Source organism: Staphylococcus auricularis (assembly GCF_001500315.1).
Lineage (GTDB): Bacteria > Bacillota > Bacilli > Staphylococcales > Staphylococcaceae > Staphylococcus > Staphylococcus auricularis.
The window spans coordinates 1-19,345 of record NZ_LLER01000002.1 but is presented as its reverse complement, the minus strand read 5'-3'; the positions used below and the strand labels follow the sequence as shown (position 1 = coordinate 19,345).

At 35.8% G+C, this 19,345-nt stretch carries 22 protein-coding genes and 1 other RNA gene; 6 read left to right on the top strand and 17 right to left on the bottom strand.

Annotated features, from left to right (window positions below; translation table 11 throughout):
* Positions 1–131: 131 nt before the first annotated feature.
* Complete coding sequence (locus tag APS80_RS00755) at positions 132–368, top strand: hypothetical protein (protein ID WP_059106375.1); 237 nt, start codon at positions 132–134, stop codon at positions 366–368.
* Between the two features lie 100 nt (positions 369–468).
* Here APS80_RS00755 and APS80_RS00750 read toward each other — a convergent pair whose 3' ends face one another.
* Genes APS80_RS00750 through APS80_RS00740 form a run of 3 tightly spaced genes read right to left on the bottom strand, consistent with a single transcriptional unit; the run spans position 469 to position 3,798 of the window.
* Positions 469–1,677, bottom strand: coding sequence for a restriction endonuclease subunit S (locus tag APS80_RS00750; protein WP_059106374.1), 1,209 nt, complete (start codon positions 1,675–1,677; stop codon positions 469–471).
* Positions 1,670–3,226, bottom strand: coding sequence for a type I restriction-modification system subunit M (locus APS80_RS00745; RefSeq protein WP_059106373.1), 1,557 nt, complete (start codon positions 3,224–3,226; stop codon positions 1,670–1,672). The genes APS80_RS00750 and APS80_RS00745 overlap by 8 nt, the downstream gene beginning before the upstream one ends.
* A 17-nt stretch (positions 3,227–3,243) precedes the next feature.
* Positions 3,244–3,798: a restriction endonuclease subunit S gene (locus APS80_RS00740; protein WP_059106372.1), complete on the bottom strand. Its 555-nt coding sequence runs from the start codon at positions 3,796–3,798 to the stop codon at positions 3,244–3,246.
* A gap of 389 nt (positions 3,799–4,187) precedes the next feature.
* Between APS80_RS00740 and APS80_RS00735 the strand changes: the two genes are divergently transcribed.
* Positions 4,188–4,424: a hypothetical protein gene (locus APS80_RS00735; RefSeq protein ID WP_059106371.1), complete on the top strand. Its 237-nt coding sequence runs from the start codon at positions 4,188–4,190 to the stop codon at positions 4,422–4,424.
* Here the strand turns inward: APS80_RS00735 and APS80_RS00730 are convergent, their stop codons facing one another.
* Positions 4,425–4,643, bottom strand: a complete 219-nt coding sequence (locus APS80_RS00730; protein WP_059106370.1) for a YozE family protein — start codon at positions 4,641–4,643, stop codon at positions 4,425–4,427. It lies immediately after the preceding gene.
* 307 nt (positions 4,644–4,950) lie between these two features.
* Entirely contained in the window at positions 4,951–5,160 is a 210-nt protein-coding gene (locus tag APS80_RS00725) for a TM2 domain-containing protein (protein WP_059106369.1), read from the bottom strand.
* Positions 5,161–5,372: 212 nt separating this feature from the next.
* On the opposite strand from APS80_RS00725, the gene tsaT reads away from it, so the two are divergent.
* The gene (gene tsaT / locus APS80_RS00720; RefSeq protein ID WP_059106368.1) at positions 5,373–5,567 is read left to right on the top strand and encodes a type II toxin-antitoxin system toxin TsaT; all 195 of its coding nucleotides are present in this window, start codon (positions 5,373–5,375) and stop codon (positions 5,565–5,567) included.
* 149 nt (positions 5,568–5,716) lie between these two features.
* Positions 5,717–6,463 (top strand): poly-gamma-glutamate hydrolase family protein, encoded by a 747-nt coding sequence (locus APS80_RS00715; RefSeq protein WP_059106367.1) that lies wholly within the window; start codon positions 5,717–5,719, stop codon positions 6,461–6,463.
* A gap of 224 nt (positions 6,464–6,687) precedes the next feature.
* On the opposite strand, the gene APS80_RS00710 is transcribed toward APS80_RS00715, so the two are convergent.
* The 3 genes from APS80_RS00710 to APS80_RS00700 form a co-directional block, all read right to left on the bottom strand.
* Positions 6,688–6,888: a cold-shock protein gene (locus tag APS80_RS00710; RefSeq protein ID WP_059106366.1), complete on the bottom strand. Its 201-nt coding sequence runs from the start codon at positions 6,886–6,888 to the stop codon at positions 6,688–6,690.
* Positions 6,889–7,465: 577 nt separating this feature from the next.
* Positions 7,466–8,128: a Panacea domain-containing protein gene (locus APS80_RS00705; RefSeq protein ID WP_083498135.1), complete on the bottom strand. Its 663-nt coding sequence runs from the start codon at positions 8,126–8,128 to the stop codon at positions 7,466–7,468.
* Complete coding sequence (locus tag APS80_RS00700; protein WP_059106365.1) at positions 8,118–8,501, bottom strand: hypothetical protein; 384 nt, start codon at positions 8,499–8,501, stop codon at positions 8,118–8,120. The genes APS80_RS00705 and APS80_RS00700 overlap by 11 nt, the downstream gene beginning before the upstream one ends.
* Positions 8,502–9,280: 779 nt before the next feature.
* On the opposite strand from APS80_RS00700, the gene APS80_RS10955 reads away from it, so the two are divergent.
* Complete coding sequence (locus APS80_RS10955; RefSeq protein ID WP_232234370.1) at positions 9,281–9,526, top strand: hypothetical protein; 246 nt, start codon at positions 9,281–9,283, stop codon at positions 9,524–9,526.
* Positions 9,527–9,921: 395 nt separating this feature from the next.
* A complete protein-coding gene (locus APS80_RS00685; RefSeq protein WP_059106363.1) occupies positions 9,922–10,335 on the top strand; it encodes a hypothetical protein in 414 nt (137 codons plus the stop codon).
* Between the two features lie 425 nt (positions 10,336–10,760).
* Here APS80_RS00685 and ssrA read toward each other — a convergent pair.
* The 9 genes from ssrA to APS80_RS00645 form a co-directional block, all read right to left on the bottom strand.
* Positions 10,761–11,122: a transfer-messenger RNA gene (gene ssrA, locus APS80_RS10500) on the bottom strand.
* A gap of 121 nt (positions 11,123–11,243) precedes the next feature.
* Positions 11,244–11,714 (bottom strand): SsrA-binding protein SmpB, encoded by a 471-nt coding sequence (smpB, locus tag APS80_RS00680; protein WP_059106362.1) that lies wholly within the window; start codon positions 11,712–11,714, stop codon positions 11,244–11,246.
* A gap of 22 nt (positions 11,715–11,736) precedes the next feature.
* The gene (gene rnr / locus APS80_RS00675; RefSeq protein WP_059106361.1) at positions 11,737–14,097 is read right to left on the bottom strand and encodes a ribonuclease R; all 2,361 of its coding nucleotides are present in this window, start codon (positions 14,095–14,097) and stop codon (positions 11,737–11,739) included.
* 96 nt (positions 14,098–14,193) lie between these two features.
* On the bottom strand, positions 14,194–14,934 hold the full coding sequence (locus APS80_RS00670) for an alpha/beta hydrolase (protein WP_059106360.1): 741 nt from the start codon (positions 14,932–14,934) through the stop codon (positions 14,194–14,196).
* Between the two features lie 330 nt (positions 14,935–15,264).
* Complete coding sequence (secG, locus tag APS80_RS00665; RefSeq protein WP_059106359.1) at positions 15,265–15,498, bottom strand: preprotein translocase subunit SecG; 234 nt, start codon at positions 15,496–15,498, stop codon at positions 15,265–15,267.
* Between the two features lie 64 nt (positions 15,499–15,562).
* Positions 15,563–16,024 carry a hypothetical protein gene (locus APS80_RS00660; protein ID WP_059106358.1) on the bottom strand — a complete coding sequence of 154 codons (462 nt, stop codon included), beginning with the start codon at positions 16,022–16,024 and terminating at the stop codon, positions 15,563–15,565.
* Positions 16,025–16,281: 257 nt separating this feature from the next.
* Entirely contained in the window at positions 16,282–17,586 is a 1,305-nt protein-coding gene (gene eno, locus APS80_RS00655; protein WP_059106357.1) for a surface-displayed alpha-enolase, read from the bottom strand.
* Between the two features lie 90 nt (positions 17,587–17,676).
* On the bottom strand, positions 17,677–19,197 hold the full coding sequence (gene gpmI / locus APS80_RS00650) for a 2,3-bisphosphoglycerate-independent phosphoglycerate mutase (protein ID WP_059106356.1): 1,521 nt from the start codon (positions 19,195–19,197) through the stop codon (positions 17,677–17,679).
* Between the two features lies 1 nt (position 19,198).
* A partial coding sequence (locus APS80_RS00645) for a triose-phosphate isomerase (protein ID WP_211259532.1) occupies positions 19,199–19,345 on the bottom strand: 147 nt, incomplete at its 5' end.

The window sequence follows — 19,345 nt, the reverse complement described above, 5'->3', positions numbered from 1 at the left end:
CAACAAAGGAACACATCTTCACATTTGTCAAACAAATAAAAATTCAATATAATAACGCTGAGTTTGTTTAGAAAAAGATTTCATTTCCACCTGTCCATAATGAAGAAATGAGAAGAAGAGGAGTGGACACTTTGAAACATGCGACAACGTTATTGTCATTATTACTCGCATTACTGACATTAAGTTTACCGTTATTGGTGTTAAATGATGTATTTAAAGGGAACTATGTCGAAATTGCATGCAGCCTATTTATCTTAGGTGTAGTACTATTTAATATCTTTGCGCTCATCCGCGGCGATCGACTCGCAAACTTCTTTGCACTCGCCGTCAGCTGCATTGGCTTCGGATTATTATTTGTATCTTTATAACAAAAAAGTCGGGACACCTCGTAATGGTTGGATATTCATATTAATGAATCCAATCACGACGAGACTGTCCCGACCCATTTATTTTTGTGGTTATTTTTAATTAAACAAACATTTTTTGTAAGAAACCTTGCTTACGCTGTTTGAGTAAATCGATTTTTTGAGATTGCTTTTCGATTAATATGTCAAAATCGTTAAAGAAATCACCTATTTTTTGTTGTTCTTCTAAAAATGGAATAGCCGTTTCATAAGTTAAGAAATCTTCAGGTTTTACTGCCATCCTTTCATAAACAGTACCCTCTTCAAACTTTCTAATTTTATTTATAAAATCCCATCTAGTAATCATCTTTTCGATAAAAATAGGATCATAATTCTCATTAACTTCAAAAGTTATATGAATAGGTGAAAAAATAACTGTCCCAATTTTATTTCTAGTTATAACACCAAATTTTAAGTTAGCAGGGTTATAACAAATGTCATCTTTATTGCTGATTTTATACTTCTTATTTTTATCTTTAACTAAAAAATCTCTATCATATCGTTCACTTTTTAAACTTATACCATTAGTAGAAAGAGTTGCATGTGGTATATTACTTTCTTTTTTTTGATAAGTTTTTCTTTCAGAAAGTATATTATCTATTTGTTCAACTTTCCACTCGGGATAATCATTTCCATCCTCATCTTTAAATCTTAATTCTTGTGAGAATATTTTTTGCATATAGCCTTTTTTCTGAGCTTCTAATTGCTCAAGTTTTTGCTCTTCAAGTTCAATTTGACGGTCGAGTTTACTGAAGAAATCACCAATTTTTTGTTGTTCCGATTTATGTGGAATAAAAGTTTGATATTTTTTTAAAACATTAAAATACAAACGTGTTCTAGTTCCACCCTTTTTTTGCTTAATGCAAAATTTCAAAAATCTAATATTGTTATTCAGTTCATAAAAGATAAAAAATTTATCTGCATATTCATTTACATCAAAAACTGGATATTCCTTACTAACAAGTACGTTTTCATTAAAAAAATTTATATTAAATTTGAATATATTGTCATCACTCATATGTCTATAAGTAATCATATTAGGTGGAACTACGCTATATAAAACATTCTTCTTGCTAAATTCTCGTTCCCCGTCGAAATAATTATCCTGTTTATATAAGACTCTTCTTGAAGAAGTAACTACTGGGAAACCTGAATCTTGTTGCGTATCAAATTTTCTTATTTCATCAATATATTTTCCTATCTCATTTTTTACCCACTCATCTTTAAACTCTGGAAATCTAAGTTCTGGTACGTGCTTTGTTTCATCAGTCATGTTGTGCCACTCCTAGTTCTTTGAGGTAACCGTTGATTTCGTTTTCAATGTCTACGATTTGATCATCGATGTCGTTAATGTCTTGTTGGACTTGTTCTAAATCGATAGGTTCTTCTTCTTCAAAAGTATCGACGTAGCGTGGGATGTTGAGGTTGTAGTCGTTTTCTTCAATTTCATCTAACGTAGCAGCGTAGCTGTATTTATCAATCGTTTCTCTCTCCGCATACGTATTGACGATTTTCTCAACTTGTTCGTCGGTTAAGTGGTTTTGGTTTTTACCTTTTTCAAATTCATTAGATGCATCAATAAATAGCAAATCTTGATCGGCTTTACGACATTTTTTAAATACGAGAATACATGTTGGAATACTTGTTCCATAGAAGATATTAGCTGGTAAGCCGATGACCGCATCTAAATAATTTTTCTCTTCAATGAGATATTGACGGATGGTACCTTCTGCAGCCCCACGGAATAACACACCATGTGGAAGCACAACCGCCATCGTACCGTCATCATCAAGATAATGAATCATATGTTGAACGAAGGCAAAGTCGGCTTTAGATTTAGGTGCGAGTTTACCGTAGCTGCTGAAACGTTCATCATTATTAAATTTTGAATCTGCTGACCATTTCGCACTATAAGGTGGATTGGCTACTACGGCATCGAATTTTTCTTCTTCAAATGCTGGATTTTCTAATGTATCGCCGTTGTAAATATCAAAGTTTTCATAACGTACATCGTGAAGCAACATGTTCATTCGCGCCAAGTTATATGTGGTGTTGTTGCGTTCTTGACCATTATAACGATAAACTGTTGCTTCTTTACCGACACGAAGTAGGAGTGAGCCTGAACCGCATGTAGGGTCATAGACGTTTCTTAATTTATCATGACCAAGCGTCACGATTTTGGCTAAAATTTTAGACACTTGTTGCGGTGTATAGAATTCCCCTGCTTTTTTACCAGCGCTTGCCGCAAAGCGACCGATGAGGTATTCGTAAGCGTCACCTAACATATCGATTTCCATATCACTATGAACAAAAGGTATTTCAGATAAGTGAGCGATGACTTTACTAATAAGCTGTGTACGTTCTTTAACGGTATTTCCTAAACGCGTAGAGCTTAAATCCATATCACTGAAGAGACCGATAAAGTCTTCTTCACTATCTTGTCCGAGTGTTGATGTTTCAACTTTTCGGATCGCTTGTGATAAATGTTCGATATCAAACGTTTGGTTTTCGATTTCTTTCACCATCGTACTAAAGAGATCTTGAGGTTCGATGTAATAACCGACATTATCTAGCAGTTCTTCTTTTAAATCATCGCGGTATTCATCGTCTTCCCATGCTTCATCATATTCCACATCTTCATCTGCAAGTGCCTCTGCGACCTCTTCTTCTGCTTTCTCTGATAGGAAGCGATAGAAGATCAACCCGAGGATATAATTACGAAATTCACTCGCATCCATATTCCCTCTTAATTCATTCGCTATATTCCATAAATGTTTGTGTAATTCAGCTTGTTGCTGGCGCTGTTTCTCAGTGACTGACATATTTGTTCCTCCAGTAATTAAAATAATGTTGCGGATAAGTATTTCATTTCCAAATCATAGCGTTGTTGTTTCAATAATTTCATTTTTGCTTTTGCTTCAAATAATTTCCCAATAATGCGTTGTTCCTCTATAGAAGGAAACGTGATGTGCATCGCGCGTATACTGCTGATGGATATCTTTTTGGTCTGTGTGCCGCTTTGGACCGCACGATAAATTTGATTCTGTGCTTCTTTAGAACGATTAAACCAATAAACAAAGTATCGTGGATCAATCTCATCATTCAATTCTACGCGTGCATAATTAAAGGTTAAAAATGTTGCGTTATCATTATGTACCATCGCAGCTCTTTGGAGTGTTAAGTTGATCACAACATTCCCATGTTTCACAATCACTTTCGCACTCTTCTCTGCGACATTGACATATTTCGGTGTCACTTTCACCGGGACATGCGCAAATACATCTTTATAAAAGTCATGATTGTCGTAAAGTTTATAACGCATCCCCGCTTCGTCTTCCACAATCCGTGACGTTAAGACTCCAGGTAAAATTTGTGCATGTTCTTCTAGTTTCATTGACATTCCCTTCAGTGTAATAATATTTTATTTCATTTATCGTTGTGGATCTAGTATAGCATAATCCATCCACCGATACAAAGATTTTTAAAACGATTTCACCACAAAAAGACAAGGTGTGTGCACCTCGTCTTCATTCCCAATGTGATCTATATATTTATATTCCCTACTTCTAAATTTTTATTTTAGTTGTGCGATGTCTTTATATATTTTTAACATTTAAAGTGATTTTTTGGTATAATAAAAGGTGTAAACCCTAGCTATGTCTCGAAATGAAACTAAATGAAAAAAGTTTTACTGTTTTTTTACAAATTCCCTAAATCTGGTTTTATTCCCGCCAACATGGGTAAAACTTAATACACGAACTTCAATAATAAGGAGGGAGACCGTTGCAAGAGCTAGATACATGTAAATATGTAAACCTTACAAATATTTCATTAGAATGGGAGTGTTTGTTAGTTAGCAAAAGTGAAATGGTCTTAGATGGTGTACCGAATGCATTAATTAATAGTTGGATGCGTCAAGGTATATTAGAGCCTTTTAATGAATACAACGATGAAATCAACTTCAAAACCCAAGACGTGTGGGACGCGCTCACTGCACAAAATTGGTGCTACGAATCTTAATTAAAATTCTACCGCTTTATTATATAGATATAAACTTAAAGCACGATTTGCTATTTCTAGCAATTCGTGGTCTACATATGTACCGTAAAAGTAATCACTCAGTCTTTGATGATTTGTTTCATTTCTAGGAAAATCTTTATCCAAGGTGATTGACAGAGCCAGTGTACCTAACGGCGTGTCATCACCGATAAAATCAACAGCGAAATCATAAAATGACATACCCTCACCCCTAAATGGATTTTCTCTCTTCAATGAATCCAAACTTCACAACACATGTTGTTTTCTCTATTTTATTTCTCACTATTCGACAAGGTGTTACACAAAGTATAACGTACGAATATGATTTAAACTTTATTTCAAACTAAACTTTATGTAAAGTTTAAGCCATTCATTTTCTCTCAAAAAATAAATTTTATGAATCACAACGGAATATATTAAAATAATGTATAAAAAATTCGTATCACCCATCGTTGAATGATGGCGCAATACGAATTTTTAGGTTTATGAAGCTGTTAATCATGTCTAATTAAACTTGTATATTCCCATTTTTATCTGATTTTTTAAATATCGCTAAGATACCTTGAATGATTGCAATGATGTGAGTAATACCTGCTAACCAGAAGAAAAGTAAGAATAAGATACCAAGTCCTATTTTACCAGCGTAAAAATTATGGATACCGAATCCACCAAGTAGGAAAGCAAGTACGATGTAGATGACTTTGTTTACCTCTCTCACTGATTTCACCTCCCGTAATGTTGTCAGATCGACGGTGACAATTTTTTACCTGTGACTTATATAGCCGCTAGTGATTGAAACTAAACTTCATCTTATCGTCAGTGTCTTGATTGCGCTGTACTGTTATGTGTAAAGAAAGAGTGGTATGATTGGAATTAATCATTATCCGCAGTATCAACTACGATAAGTTGTACAATCTAGGAGGTGTCGTCATGAGTCAACATTTCACAGTCGTGTTATGGGTGTCCATCATCTTTTTAATTATTGGTGGGATCACACTGACACTCTATTTAACAAAACGCGGCCAAGAATCGAAAGAATCTCTACTAGGTGTGACGGTCATGCTACTCATATTTGGCGCGTTAGGTCTGTTATTCTCCTTAGTATTTAGTAGATTTTTAACATAATTTGTGATCAGGTGTGTATAAATTCACAAATGGTTTCTCTACTCCGAAAACTGATATAACCGCTCAAAACTTTATGAAAAATACATATGGTTTTGCACCTTCTTTCTGCTATAATTATAGTGATATATCAAATAATTTCTGGAGTAATTATGAGAAGAGAAAAAATTTATTCTTACATATTCTTTGTATTAACGATAATTCTCGTCATTGGCCTCATCGCACTAGCAGCTTATGTTTATTTTGCAAAACCTTTTTCGAATGAAAATCATACTTCATCCGATTATTATGAGAACTTCAAAGAAATGAAGAAAGATAATACTGAAGGTGAAGATTATCAGATTGATCATCAAAACGCTGATAGTGATATTCTCATCACAGCGATTCATGGTGGAGGCATTGAGCCCGGGACAACTGAACTTGCGAAAGTGACCGCTGACAAAGGCGAATACAATATGTATACCTTTAGAGGTTTATTAAAAGAGCATAACTCAAGATTACACGTCACATCTACAGAGTTTAACGAACCACGCTTAATCCGTATGATTAAACGTTCCAAAGTCGTGGTGTCTTTACACGGCATGGATAGCGATGAATCCGTCGTCTACATGGGCGGTGAAGACGCGACACTGAAGAAATCAATTAGAGAAGAATTAGAAAACGCCAATTTCACTGTAAAAAAAGCGCCGAAAGCTTTAGAAGGTGAATCTCACCTGAACATTACTAATAAATACGAAAGCAGTAACGGTGTGCAATTGGAAATCTCCGAAGGCTTGCGCAGAGAATTCTTTAAAGACGATGAACTCACACGCGCTTCAAGAGAGAATCCAGACAATTACAGTGAAGCAATGGAAGACTTCTCAGCAGCTTTAATCCGCGGGTTGAAAACAGCCGAATAATAAGGGGCGTGCTACTATGTCGCCCCCACCCCATTCTGTCATGTACAAACATGGCAGAATTTTTTATTACGGTAATTTAAACGTATAGAAAGATGGAAATTTTAAATCCCCTATCAGAATAAAATTTATAAGACACAAAAAAACTGCCAATAACGTCCATCGCGCAATCGGCAGTTTGAGGGCAGCCCTAATAAAGGGCTACGATCTATTAAATTTAAGTTTAATTACATTTTAACAACGTTAGCTGCTTGTTCGCCACGGTCACCTTCAACGATGTCGAATTCAACATTTTGGCCTTCTTCTAACGTTTTGTATCCTTCGCCTTGGATTGCTGAGAAGTGTACGAATACGTCATTCGCATTTTCTCTTTCGATAAATCCAAAACCTTTTTCTGCATTAAACCATTTAACTGTACCGCTATTCATCTAAAATACCTCCATGTGCTTTTGCACGAAATTTTTGTAACAAATACATTTCATTAAAAGGAGAATATTCTAAACAAATAACTCACAATCAATTTCACGTTCTTTTATTACTTAACTCTCACTATACACGCATTTGTCGTAAATGTAAAACTATTTTTGAAATTAATTTTTTAAAACATCGAATTAACACGTGTTTAGCATATACGAAATGACTTATTTGTCACGATTTCAACCATTTAATTAATAAAATGACAGTTATAAGGATGAATAAAGATCTTAAAAATTCCACTTTCTCTTTTTTAGTTGTTTTTCTTACATTTATTGTTGCTTTCATATATTTTACAGTGAAGGGCCTTTATTTTTATAAATTATTCTATTTTTTTGTTCACTGTATTGTTCACCTCATTATTAACTATACTACTCCTTATGATGCTTATACATGAAATATGAAAATTGTACCATACTTTATAAAATATATTGTCACGTTTTTTTAATTAATAGCGTATTTTACAGGTTCAGCTTCTTTAATCAATTCTGTAGACATTGTTTCATTTTGTGCATAATCATGTGCTCTAGACTAAGCTGTATCGTTTGATTGAATGATGTTTAACATATCCTCTGCACTATAGTCCTTATATTCTGCTATGACACTTTGAACTAACTCTCTTAAATAAACACTATTTTTGAGACGAGAAATTTTATATTTTATCGGCAAGGTTGCTTTGTCTGACATACTAAAAATGGATTGATCATCTTCTACTGAAAGTAATTGATTTTCTTTTTGAGATGCATCATAGTCTTCAATGATGATTGGACCGTAGTTAGAAGCTAAAAACGCTTCATTAAATAATGGCGTTTGAAATTGTAAAATATAGCGTTCGTAAACAATGTAGAGCAATTTTTGTAATTTTAATGGAGTTGTAGGCTGAAGCATTAAAATATATCTCGCCACATCCATCGCACATAGACTTTGTGTAGTTTTAGCAACCTCTAAAAATTCTTCAAAATCTTCATAGTAATCGATATCTCTAAAAAAACTATCCTTATCTTCAATACTTGATATTGATTGATACGAAGTACTAATTATATGTGTATAATATTCAAGACCTAAATGATCTAATTGGGAGCCATAACTATTTATATTATCAAAATCACTTTCTTGTTGTATCAATTTGTGAAATGCCTGTCTTCTACCCACTTTTTCGTTTTCCAGAAAGATTAAATAGTGTTTATAAAACATCAAATTCACCTTCTCGCTTAGCATTTAGCACATCTCTTTCGTATATATTCCAATCTAAATAAGCTTGTTTTTGTATTCGATGTGACTTTACATTATTACTATGATCTTTTTGAAGCCACACTTGTAATTCACAAGGAAAACACTGATTGCTGATTTTAAAATATATGTGTAAAGCTTTATAATCTAATTTACTAGCATTTTGGATTTTGACCATATTATCACTATAGTTTTCATTTATATAGTGCTCTATCTCCCTATAAACGTCATCGAGAGTTAAATCACTATGAAAAATAAACCTATAACCTAATAAGTCGTTTAAACACTTATTTATCGGATATTTACCTCCGCCCTCTTTGACTAAATATTTAAACAATTTAAGATGGATTGATCAGCTGTTCTTTAATCTTCTATTAATATCCAATTCAAATAATTCTTCACGTATAATTTCAATCTTATCTTTTTTCACTAAATCCTGGAACAAATATATCGTTTGTATAACTCGCTCGTCTATCTCCATTTTAGTATAATCAAAAACGTCATACACGCACGTCTTTTTTAAGTTATAACGAAATTGTGTTGCAGAAACAAATTCATCATGGTAGCATTTCATTTTACTATAAATAGTGGCTATAAGTTGCTTTAAATAATAAAGTTCTTCTTCGTATAGCATTTCATGACCTCTACTCTACTATTATTTAAATAGAGTATAAACACGCTACAGCCTTAAAGCAATAAGATGTTTTTACTGAAATTTTACTTTAAAATAATTCGTTATTATACTGCTTGAAACTTTGTGCTAACTGCAACGAATAATTGCTTAAATGAAACTTTTTGTTTTACATAGTACGAAACATGTAAAAGAGGAATATGAAATAATTATTTCAAATATCACAGAAAAATGTAGGATAATTTTACTCGAAATACCTTTAATTATCTTTTTCATAAGAATTATTAAATAAACGAACGGATTGGTTAAACAAATGACAAGTATGAACATTTTACTAAAACTACTACCACAAGAATTACAAGATATACTAAAAACTAATCAGTTAGATAATGTTTCAACTTATTTTATGTCTAATAACATTGCTAATGAAAATTTAGTATTTTATTTATCAAATCTTGCAAATCAATACGATTGAATATCATGAAATGGCTGGAAGTATTTTTCATTTTCACTTTAATTATTTGGAACATGCTTATGACCTAGCATATTATCACTATTGGCAGTCACTAGAGCTTTCACATTTTGAAGATGAAAAGTTGATAAATGAATTTTTAGAAATACTGGGAGAACCTGATTTTGACATGATTTCTAAGGAGCATATTAAATTAGTTGCAAATAAAGTACTCGAAAAAGATCCTGACAATACTTTGGCTATGAAATACATTAAATAATACACCCGAAGTTATCTGATAAAGAATTAGCTGAATTACATAATATAATTAACGATGACATTGATGAGAGAGTTATTACTCTGCGTATCACTCCGTTAATTCCTTATTTAGCCTCAGCTGTAACTAGCTTAGTTATTAATCAAGGGGGGTAAACATCTTGTTAAGAAAATTACTAAGCATGCTTTACAACAAACTGGTCAAAGAGTAATTACAAAACAACAGTTTGCTCATGCAATGAGATATGGTCAAAAGTACACTGATAAAGAAACTGGTGCTAAAATACTGTATGATAAAAATTCTAAAACAACTTTAGTATTAGACAAATCTTGTATAACAGTTGTTACTACTTACAAACAAAATAGTCCAATAAAGTCTGGAGAAAGGGGCTCTAATCATTGTCTATAAATCCAACAGTATTAAAAGATGTATCTTTTAAAGAAAACAATATACTTTTATCACTAGACCATACAGAATCAAAAACTATTGATGATATGAAACATATCTACTTCAATATGATTATTACTTATGAAAACTCTAGTATCAAAAGAGAAATTATGCTCTTTGAAGATGATATTTTAAACTTAAATATTAGTAATTTTACCAATGACTCCCCTGACTACTTCTTTATTGAGCCAGATTTTTGGTTAACAGTTATTCAGTTAAACAATAATGATTTGATTTTATATATAAATTTTGATTCCGGTTTAATTCATACGAATATAGCTACTGACTCAGGATTTTCAATACGCATGAATATTACGAAAGATTCGTTTGATCTATTTATTAAAAATATAAAGTCTATTATTTGATGTTAGGACAAAACGTTATTACTTCAGAAAAAACAGTGGTTATTTGCTGTAAATGATAGCAATAACCACTGTTTTCATTTTCTAATAATAAAGTAACTCGATGAGCTACTATTTTTCTTTTATTTGAGGCCATTCATACAAATCCAAGTTCTCTTTTTATTTATTGGGACATGCGACAATTTATCAGATACTCGACCCTTACTTGCATTTGCTTTATGAACATAAAAAAAGAGCAAGGTCAACGAGTCAGAGAATTGTTTTCTCGACACTTTTTGACACCTGTTAGATCCACCCCTTTATTATATGAAGAGTGTTTTTTGTGCCAGATTTGTGCCAAAATAGTTCATTTTTGTTATGTTTTGTCACAAAACAAAAAGCCTAAAACCCTGTAATATCAAGGTTTTAGGCTATATTAAAAAATATCAAAGTGGAGACGGCGGGATTCGAACCCGCGTCCAGAGGTCCTGATACAAATCTTTCTACGTGTGTAGTCTATCTCGGAATTTCGCATGATGCACGGTGATAGACGACCAACATCATGCTAGCTTGTTTGAATCTCTTCTAGACAGACTTCAAGCGGCAGTGTCTAGCGTATCCTACTTAGGGTTGAATCGCGTTAACAGCACATAGGAGATGCTGTTAGGCGATGCAGAGTGCTATTACGCAGCTACTGCTAAATTATTGTTTGATTTGCCAGTTATTATTAACTGAATGTGTTGATACGGAGTCAACCCTCCGACACGCTTAATAAGCTCGGGGGACCCCTGTCGAATCCAAGAACGCCCCCGTTATAAAAAATGACATGTACTTTCTGAAAGGGATTAACGAAAATTTTACAACTTCTTAACCTTTTAACAGAAAGCACATATTATCGTACCAAAATCTTTCATATTAAGCAACGGTTTCGCTTAATAACGGTCTTTCATCGCTCTATCTACGTCACGTTTCATTGCTTTTTCTTTCAGTGCTTGACGTTTATCATATTTTTTCTTACCTCGTGCTACACCGATTAACACTTTACAATGACCGTGTTTCAAATAGAGCTTCAACGGTACGATAGAGTAACCTACTTCTCGCGTTTGGTTACCTAATTTGGCGATCTCGCGTTTATGCAAGAGTAATTTTCTTGGTCGACGTGGATCATGATTAAATTGATTGCCTTCTTCATAGGGTGCGATATGCATATTTTGAAGATATATTTCACCACGTTTCACCTGTGCGTAGCTATCTTTTAAGTTGGCACTGCCACGACGAATGGATTTAATTTCTGTACCTTTAAGCACAATACCCGCTTCAATCGTATCTTCAATATTATAATCATGTCTCGCTTTACGATTTTCAGCTAGTGTGCCCGGTGATTTTTTCTTTTTCTTCGCCATTACGTGTCACCTCTTTGTTGAATTATTTTTTCTTTCTCCGTGCTTTTTTCTTGATGTTTTTGTCTTTATAGAATGGTTTGTGTTGATTGTTGCCTTTCTTTTCACGTTTGCGTTGGTTTTTACCTTTACGTTGTTTCTTCTTGTTTTTATTTTTAGATTTATTTTGTTTATCGTTTCCAGCTTTACCACGTGTTTTCGCTTGGATTGTTTTTTCACGAGCTGGGCGTTGCTTACCATTATTTTTCGGTAACGGCATTCCTACGATTTGGAAATCAATCATGCGTTCATCGACATCGACGTTGGTTACTTTAATTTTCACTGTGTCACCGATCTTGAACACTTTCGCACTGTGCTCACCAATCATTGCCATGTGACGTTCATCAAAGTGATAGAAATCATCTGTCATATTCGCTACAGAGACCATACCTTCGATTGTATTCGGTAATTCGATAAACATACCGAAGTTTGCGACTGAACTGATAACACCTTCGAATTCTTCGCCGATGTGTTGCACCATGTATTCAGCTTTTTTCAATTCGTCTGTGTCGCGTTCAGCATCTATGGCACGGCGTTCACGTTGTGAGGTATGTTCTGCAATTTCTGGGAGTTTTTCTTCCCATTCATGTTTTTCTTTACCATCCATAGAGTTATCGATGAGATATTTTCGAATTAAACGGTGAACCGTTAAGTCTGGATAACGTCTAATTGGTGATGTGAAATGCGTATAATATTCTGCAGATAAACCGAAGTGGCCTAAGTTGGTATCTTCATAACGCGCTTGTTGCATAGAGCGTAACATCATCGTAGAAATAACCATTTGTTCTGGTTTACCTTCTACTTCTTGGCGAATTTTTTGCAGTGTTGATGGATGAATATTTTCACCTGTACCACGTACGACAATACCGAAGTTAGTAATAAACTCGAAGAACTGAGTGAGACGATCTGATTTCGGTTGTTCGTGAATACGGTAAATGAATGGCACTTCCATACGGTTAAAGTGTTCCGCAACGGTTTCGTTCGCTGCCAACATGAAGGATTCGATTAAGCGCTCCCCTTCACCGCGATTTCTTAATTGAATATCAGTCGGAATACCATCTTCATCCACAATGACCTGTGCTTCACTGATATCGAAATCAATTTCACCACGACGGCGTCTCATATCAATTAAGCGATTAGATAAGTCTTGTGCTAAATCGAGCATCGGCGTCAGTTCTGCATATTGTTGGCGTGTTGCTTCATCATGATCGGTAATGATTTTATTTACCGCATCGTAAGTCATTCGATAATTAGAATTGATGACACTATCAAAGATTTCATGTTTCACGACATTACCTTTTTGATCGAGTTCCATGCGACAGCTGAGTGTAAGTCGATCCACGTTTGGATTTAATGAACAAATACCGTTACTTAAACGGTGTGGAATCATTGGAATGACGCGATCGACGAGGTAAACACTTGTACCACGTTCGTAGGCTTCTTGATCAAGGGCTGAACCTTCTGTGACATAATAGCTGACGTCCGCAATGCTGACGGTCAATTGCGTATGGCCATTATTTAACGCTTTAACACTGATCGCATCGTCAAGGTCTTTCGCATCTGCGCCATCAATCGTAATCGTTAACTCATCACGGAGATCACGACGATTTTTAATTTCTTCTGGTTTAATTTCGTCGGGTACATTTTCCGCTTCTTCTAACACATTATCTGGGAATTCAATTTCAATCCCATGTTGGTAAATGATAGAAAGAATATCGACACCTGGGTCATTTTTATGGCCTAAGATTGCAGAAATCTGACCTTCTGGATTATCGGTCGCATCAGCATATTTCGTAATTTGTACTAACACTTTGTGGCCGTCGACTGCACCTAAGTGGTGACCTTTTGGAATAAAGATATCCTGCATAATCCGTTTATCATCCGGAATGACAAAGCCGAAATGTCTTGCTTCACTGTAGGTACCGACCACTTGTGTCACAGAATGTTGTTCAATTTGTTTGACCTCGCCTTCAATCTTACCTTTATAGCGTTGAAGTTCAACGAGTACCGTATCGCCGTCGAGTGCACGATTGATCTTGTTTGGTGGGATAAAGATATCTTCACGATCTTCCTCTTCAGGTCTTAAGAATGCGAAGCCTTTTTTATTCTGGCTGAGTTTCCCTTTGACCAATTGATGTGTTTTATCTTTACTTTTTTCCTTACGTTGATAACGATCTTTCTTCGTCCGTTCGATGAGACCGTTTTGTTCGAGTTCCACCAATACCTTTATTAAATCTCTAAATGAGTCAGCACTGTCTAAACCTAATGCATCCTGAAAGTCTGAAACAGACATCGGTTCATAGTCAGGTTGTTTGATAATTTCTTCAACGGATTGCTTTAAATTCATCATGCCCCTCCTTTCTCATTAATTGCGTGTGTGTTGTGACTTGGGTCTATAATGAATGTGTTCGTTGTGTATTTTGGTTCTCGCACTTTAATGTGCTTACATATCCCAATCAATAGATTTTAAGAATTGTTCAATGTCTTCAAATAATTGTTCTTTTTCTTTGCCAATTGTAATGACGTGCTCTGAGTTATGATACCATTTAATGGATTTCGTTTCAGCGTCCGTTTCATCATAAATGATATTCGCTGAGTCTGTGTTAATCATTTTATCTTGTTCTGCTTGAACGACAAAGATCGGATCCATCACTTCGTCAATGTGATCTCGCACATCTTGAATTTGGCTTTGTAATTCGCGAAGTGTTTCTGTTGGATGAAAGGCTTCCATCTCTTGATCGATGGTCGCTTGATCTTTCCCTTCGTACTTTTTGAAATTACGGGCATAATCTAATACGCCTTCAAACATGGCACCTTCTGTCTTGATATACATAGGCGCACACATTGTTATAATACCCTTTACATTTCTGTTTAAGCTTAATTTTAAGGCATAGCAACCACCGAGCGATAGCCCAGCTACAACGATATCGTCGTAACCTTGATCGACTAAAAAGTCATAAGCATCTAACATATCTTTAAACCAGACGTGTGGACTTGAATGGAGGATCTCTTCTGGCGGTGCGCCATGTCCTTCATATTGGGGTGCATAACATGTGTAACCTTGCTTTTGTAAATAACGGCCGAGCTGTCTGACATCGGCTGAGCTACCAGTAAAACCATGTAGCAGCAAGACTGCTTGTTGTCCTTCTTCAAAGAAAAATGGTTCAGGTAATTTCATAGGCAATACGTCCCTTCCTTTCCCTTGATCCCACCCTATTGCGCTAAACGGCGTAAGTGATCTCGGTTAACATGGATTACTATTATTTTATCATTTATATTTAAAGAAATAAAAAAAGAGGCAAGACAGAAATCTATCTTTGCCAACTTGAACGTTCACGATCAAGTAGCCGACTACAACGGATTGATCCATTGTACACGTGTAACATGAGATTTCCAAGTCCTGCCTTGCAACATTATCGCTGATTTTCTCTTTCACACTCAGTGACATCCTATGTAATGATCGCATGGATATGTGCTTTTCTATTATCTACGTCCATATCATTGCGCTATGAGACTAAAATCCGAAATAGCTAATCGCAATCATTAACAAGAAGAAAATGACGGACAATACAATTGTAACTCTATGCAAAAACAAATCGATACCGCGTTGTTTTTGTTTACCAAATAATTGTTCGGCGCCACCGCTTATCGCACCAGATAGTCCATTACTTTTACCTTCTTGGAGTAACACAACAGTGACTAATGCAATACAATCTATGATTAGTAAAACTGTAAAAAGTGTATGCATACATTTTGTCCTCCATTCATAATATACGCCCTGCATTATATCACATGCGATGGACAATTATCAATTATCTATTAAATGTGCTTTTACGTTTAACTGAGACAACGACCATCCAGATCGCTAAAATGATAGAAACGGTTAGCACGATGATAATTGGCATTGTCGCAAGCCATGTTTTTTGTGTGGCGATTGCACTTAACATCATATTGAGATTGACTAAATTTGTTAATACGTTTGTAGTATAAACGACAAAGAGGAACCACCACAAGTACATATGTCTGCTCCAAATTGCGAGTATACCTGTCGCATACGCAATCGTGTACATGACACCTGTAAAGCGGAAGCTGTTAATAATTTGACCTATCGCATTGTCTGTGGGTTTCTGGCTACTATCTAAAAGCATTTGTCTGACGACTTGATAATCTAACACGACAAAGAGATGAATAGCCATTAATATCGCCATAATTAACGACGCATACGCTATAAAATTACCTGTCTTTTCTTCTCTCGTTTTTTCGTTATTCTCCATTTGTGCAACAGGCCTTCCTTTCAGTAAACTACTCTCATCATTATAACAGTTTATGATTTAAAGATGAATGGTAAGCGTTTTAAAAAAGTCGTGCATGTGGCAGCTTTGAATACAATCTTATTACCCGGGTAATCAACGTGATGAATGAGGTCATCAAGCGTGCCTCTCAAGCTGGTCAGTTCGCCAACACAAAAAGTCCCTACTAGGCATCCTAGCAGGGACTTGAAATGATTAATCTTTACACTATATTAAAGTGTTTATTTTTCTAAATTATAGAATGATTTAATGCCGTCGAATTTAGCTGTTTCGTATAATTCGTCTTCAATGCGTAGAAGTTGGTTGTATTTCGCAATGCGGTCAGTTCTTGATAGAGAACCTGTTTTGATTTGACCGGCATTTGTCGCTACAGCGATGTCAGCGATGGTTGTATCTTCAGTTTCACCTGAACGGTGTGAAACAACTGCTGTGTAACCTGCTTTTTGAGCCATTTCAATCGCATCAAATGTTTCAGTTAATGTACCGATTTGGTTTACTTTGATAAGGATTGAGTTACCGATACCTTTTTCGATACCTTCAGCTAATTTAGCTGTGTTTGTAACGAATAAGTCGTCACCTACTAATTGAACACGGTCACCGATGCGGTCAGTTAATAATTTCCAACCATCCCAGTCATTTTCATCCATACCATCTTCAATTGTGATGATTGGGTAGTCGTTCACTAATTTTTCAAGATAATCCACTTGTTCTTCAGCGCTGCGTTTTGCACCTTGGTCACCTTCGAATTTAGTGTAGTCATAAACACCATCTTCGTAGAATTCTGATGATGCACAGTCAAAGCCTAAGAACACATCTTCACCTGGAGTAAGTCCAGTTGCTTTGATTGCTTCAAGGATTGTTTCTACAGCGTCTTCTGTACCTTTAAATTTAGGCGCGAAACCACCTTCGTCACCGACTGCAGTTTCTAAACCACGTGATTTAAGGATTGATTTTAAGTTATGGAAGATTTCTGCACCCCAACGAAGTGATTCTTTAAATGTATCTGCACCTGTTGGTAAGATCATGAATTCTTGGAATGCGATTGGCGCATCTGAGTGAGAACCACCGTTGACGATATTCATCATAGGTACTGGTAATTGTTTACCGTTGAAACCACCGAAATATTTATAAAGTGGTTGGCCTAAGAAGTCAGCAGCAGCACGTGCTACAGCGATAGAAACACCAAGGATAGCGTTCGCACCGAGTTTACCTTTGTTTGTTGTACCGTCTAATTGAATCATCATTTTATCAAGAGAAACTTGATCTAATGCTGAGAATTCACCTTCTAAAATTTCTGGAGCGATGAGTTCGTTCACATTATCTACGGCTTTAGTCACACCTTTACCAAGATAACGATCTTTATTTCCATCGCGAAGTTCAACCGCTTCATGTTCACCTGTAGAGGCACCTGATGGTACGAGTGCGCGTCCAAATGCACCGCTTTCTGTTAATACTTCAACTTCAACAGTTGGGTTACCACGTGAATCAAGGACTTCACGTGCATATACGTCTGTAATAATTGGCATAATATCATTCTCCTTATATAAATAGTTGAATCAGCTATTTCAATTTTATTATAGCTTGCTCATGTTGAGATACAAAACAATTGATTGAGATTATTCGTGATTGATGAGTGATTCGCCTGTCATTTCTTCTGGTTGTGGCACTTGCATTAAGTCTAATAATGTTGGTGCTAAATCGCCAAGGCGGCCTGTTTCACGCAATGTGACGCCATCTTTCGTCACGATCACTGGGACAGGATTTGTTGTATGTGTCGTCATCGGTTGATCATCATCGGTTAAGACCATGTCAGAGTTACCGTGGTCTGCAGTGATGATCGCATAGCCATCCATGTCTAAGATTTTATCTACGACTTCACCTAAGCATTCATCAACCGCTTCAATCGCTTTAATTGTCGGTTCTAACATACCACTGTGGCCGACCATATCAGGATTAGCGAAGTTGAGTAAAATAAGGTCTAAATCACCTTTGTCTAATTCTTCTAATAGTGCATCTTTAACTTCATATGCACTCATTTCAGGTTTCAAATCATACGTAGCGACTTTAGGTGAATCGATCAAACGTCTACGTTCACCTTCAAATGTGTCGTTGCGTCCACCGCTCATAAAGTAAGTCACGTGTGGATATTTCTCTGTTTCTGCGATACGCAATTGTGTTAAGCCGTTGTCCTGTGCGACTTCACCAATAGTATTCACTAAATCAATTTTTTCAAATACGATTGCTGCATCGACATCATCGTTGTATTTTGTAAATGTCGCATAGTATAGGTCATTGACTTGTTCGACGTTAAAGCCATCAAATGCTTTATTTGTAAAGATTTCTGATAGTTGAGCAGCTCGGTCTGGACGGAAATTATAGAAAATGACTGCATCTCCGTCATTCACGCCATTATTTTGTCCTTCAACGATGAACGGTTCGACAAATTCATCTGTTAAATCATTATCGTAATTGGCTTCTACACCTGCTTTAGCAGATTCATATACTGGTCCGTCGAAATTACGAATGGCGTTATAAGCGCGTTCTTCACGTTCCCAACGTTTATCACGGTCCATCGCATAATAACGACCAGAGACAGATGCGAATTGTCCGATGCCGAGTGCTTCGAATTGTGCTTCTGTTTCTTCGATATATTTGAGTGCTGATTTTTGATCGACGTCACGACCATCTAGGAACGCATGAACATAAACTTGAGATACGCCACGTTGTTTCGCTAATTTTAGAATTGCAAAAAGATGTTTATAGTGGCTGTGAACACCACCATCTGATAATAAGCCAAATACGTGAAGCGCTGAGTCATGATCAAGCACATGATCCATCTCCTGGTTGAGCACACTATTATCGAAGAACTCACCGTCTTCAATCGATTTATTGATACGTGTCAAACTTTGATAAACGATGCGGCCTGCACCAATGTTCATGTGTCCTACTTCTGAGTTACCCATTTGACCTTCTGGTAACCCAACATCTAAGCCACTTGCTTCGATTTGAGTTGTAGGAAAGGCATTATAATATCTGTCAAAGTTAGGTTTGTGCGCTTGTTTTACGGCGTTCCCATGTTCGCTTTCTCTATTCGCAAAACCATCTAAAATAATGAGTGCAGTAGGTTGTTTCGCCATCTTATTTTGCACCTTCTAACAATTGTACGTAGTCTTCAACTTTAAGTGAAGCTCCGCCAACTAACGCACCATCGATGTCATCTTGACCCATGTATTCTTTAATGTTGTTAGGTTTCACGCTACCGCCGTATTGATTGCGTGTTTCATT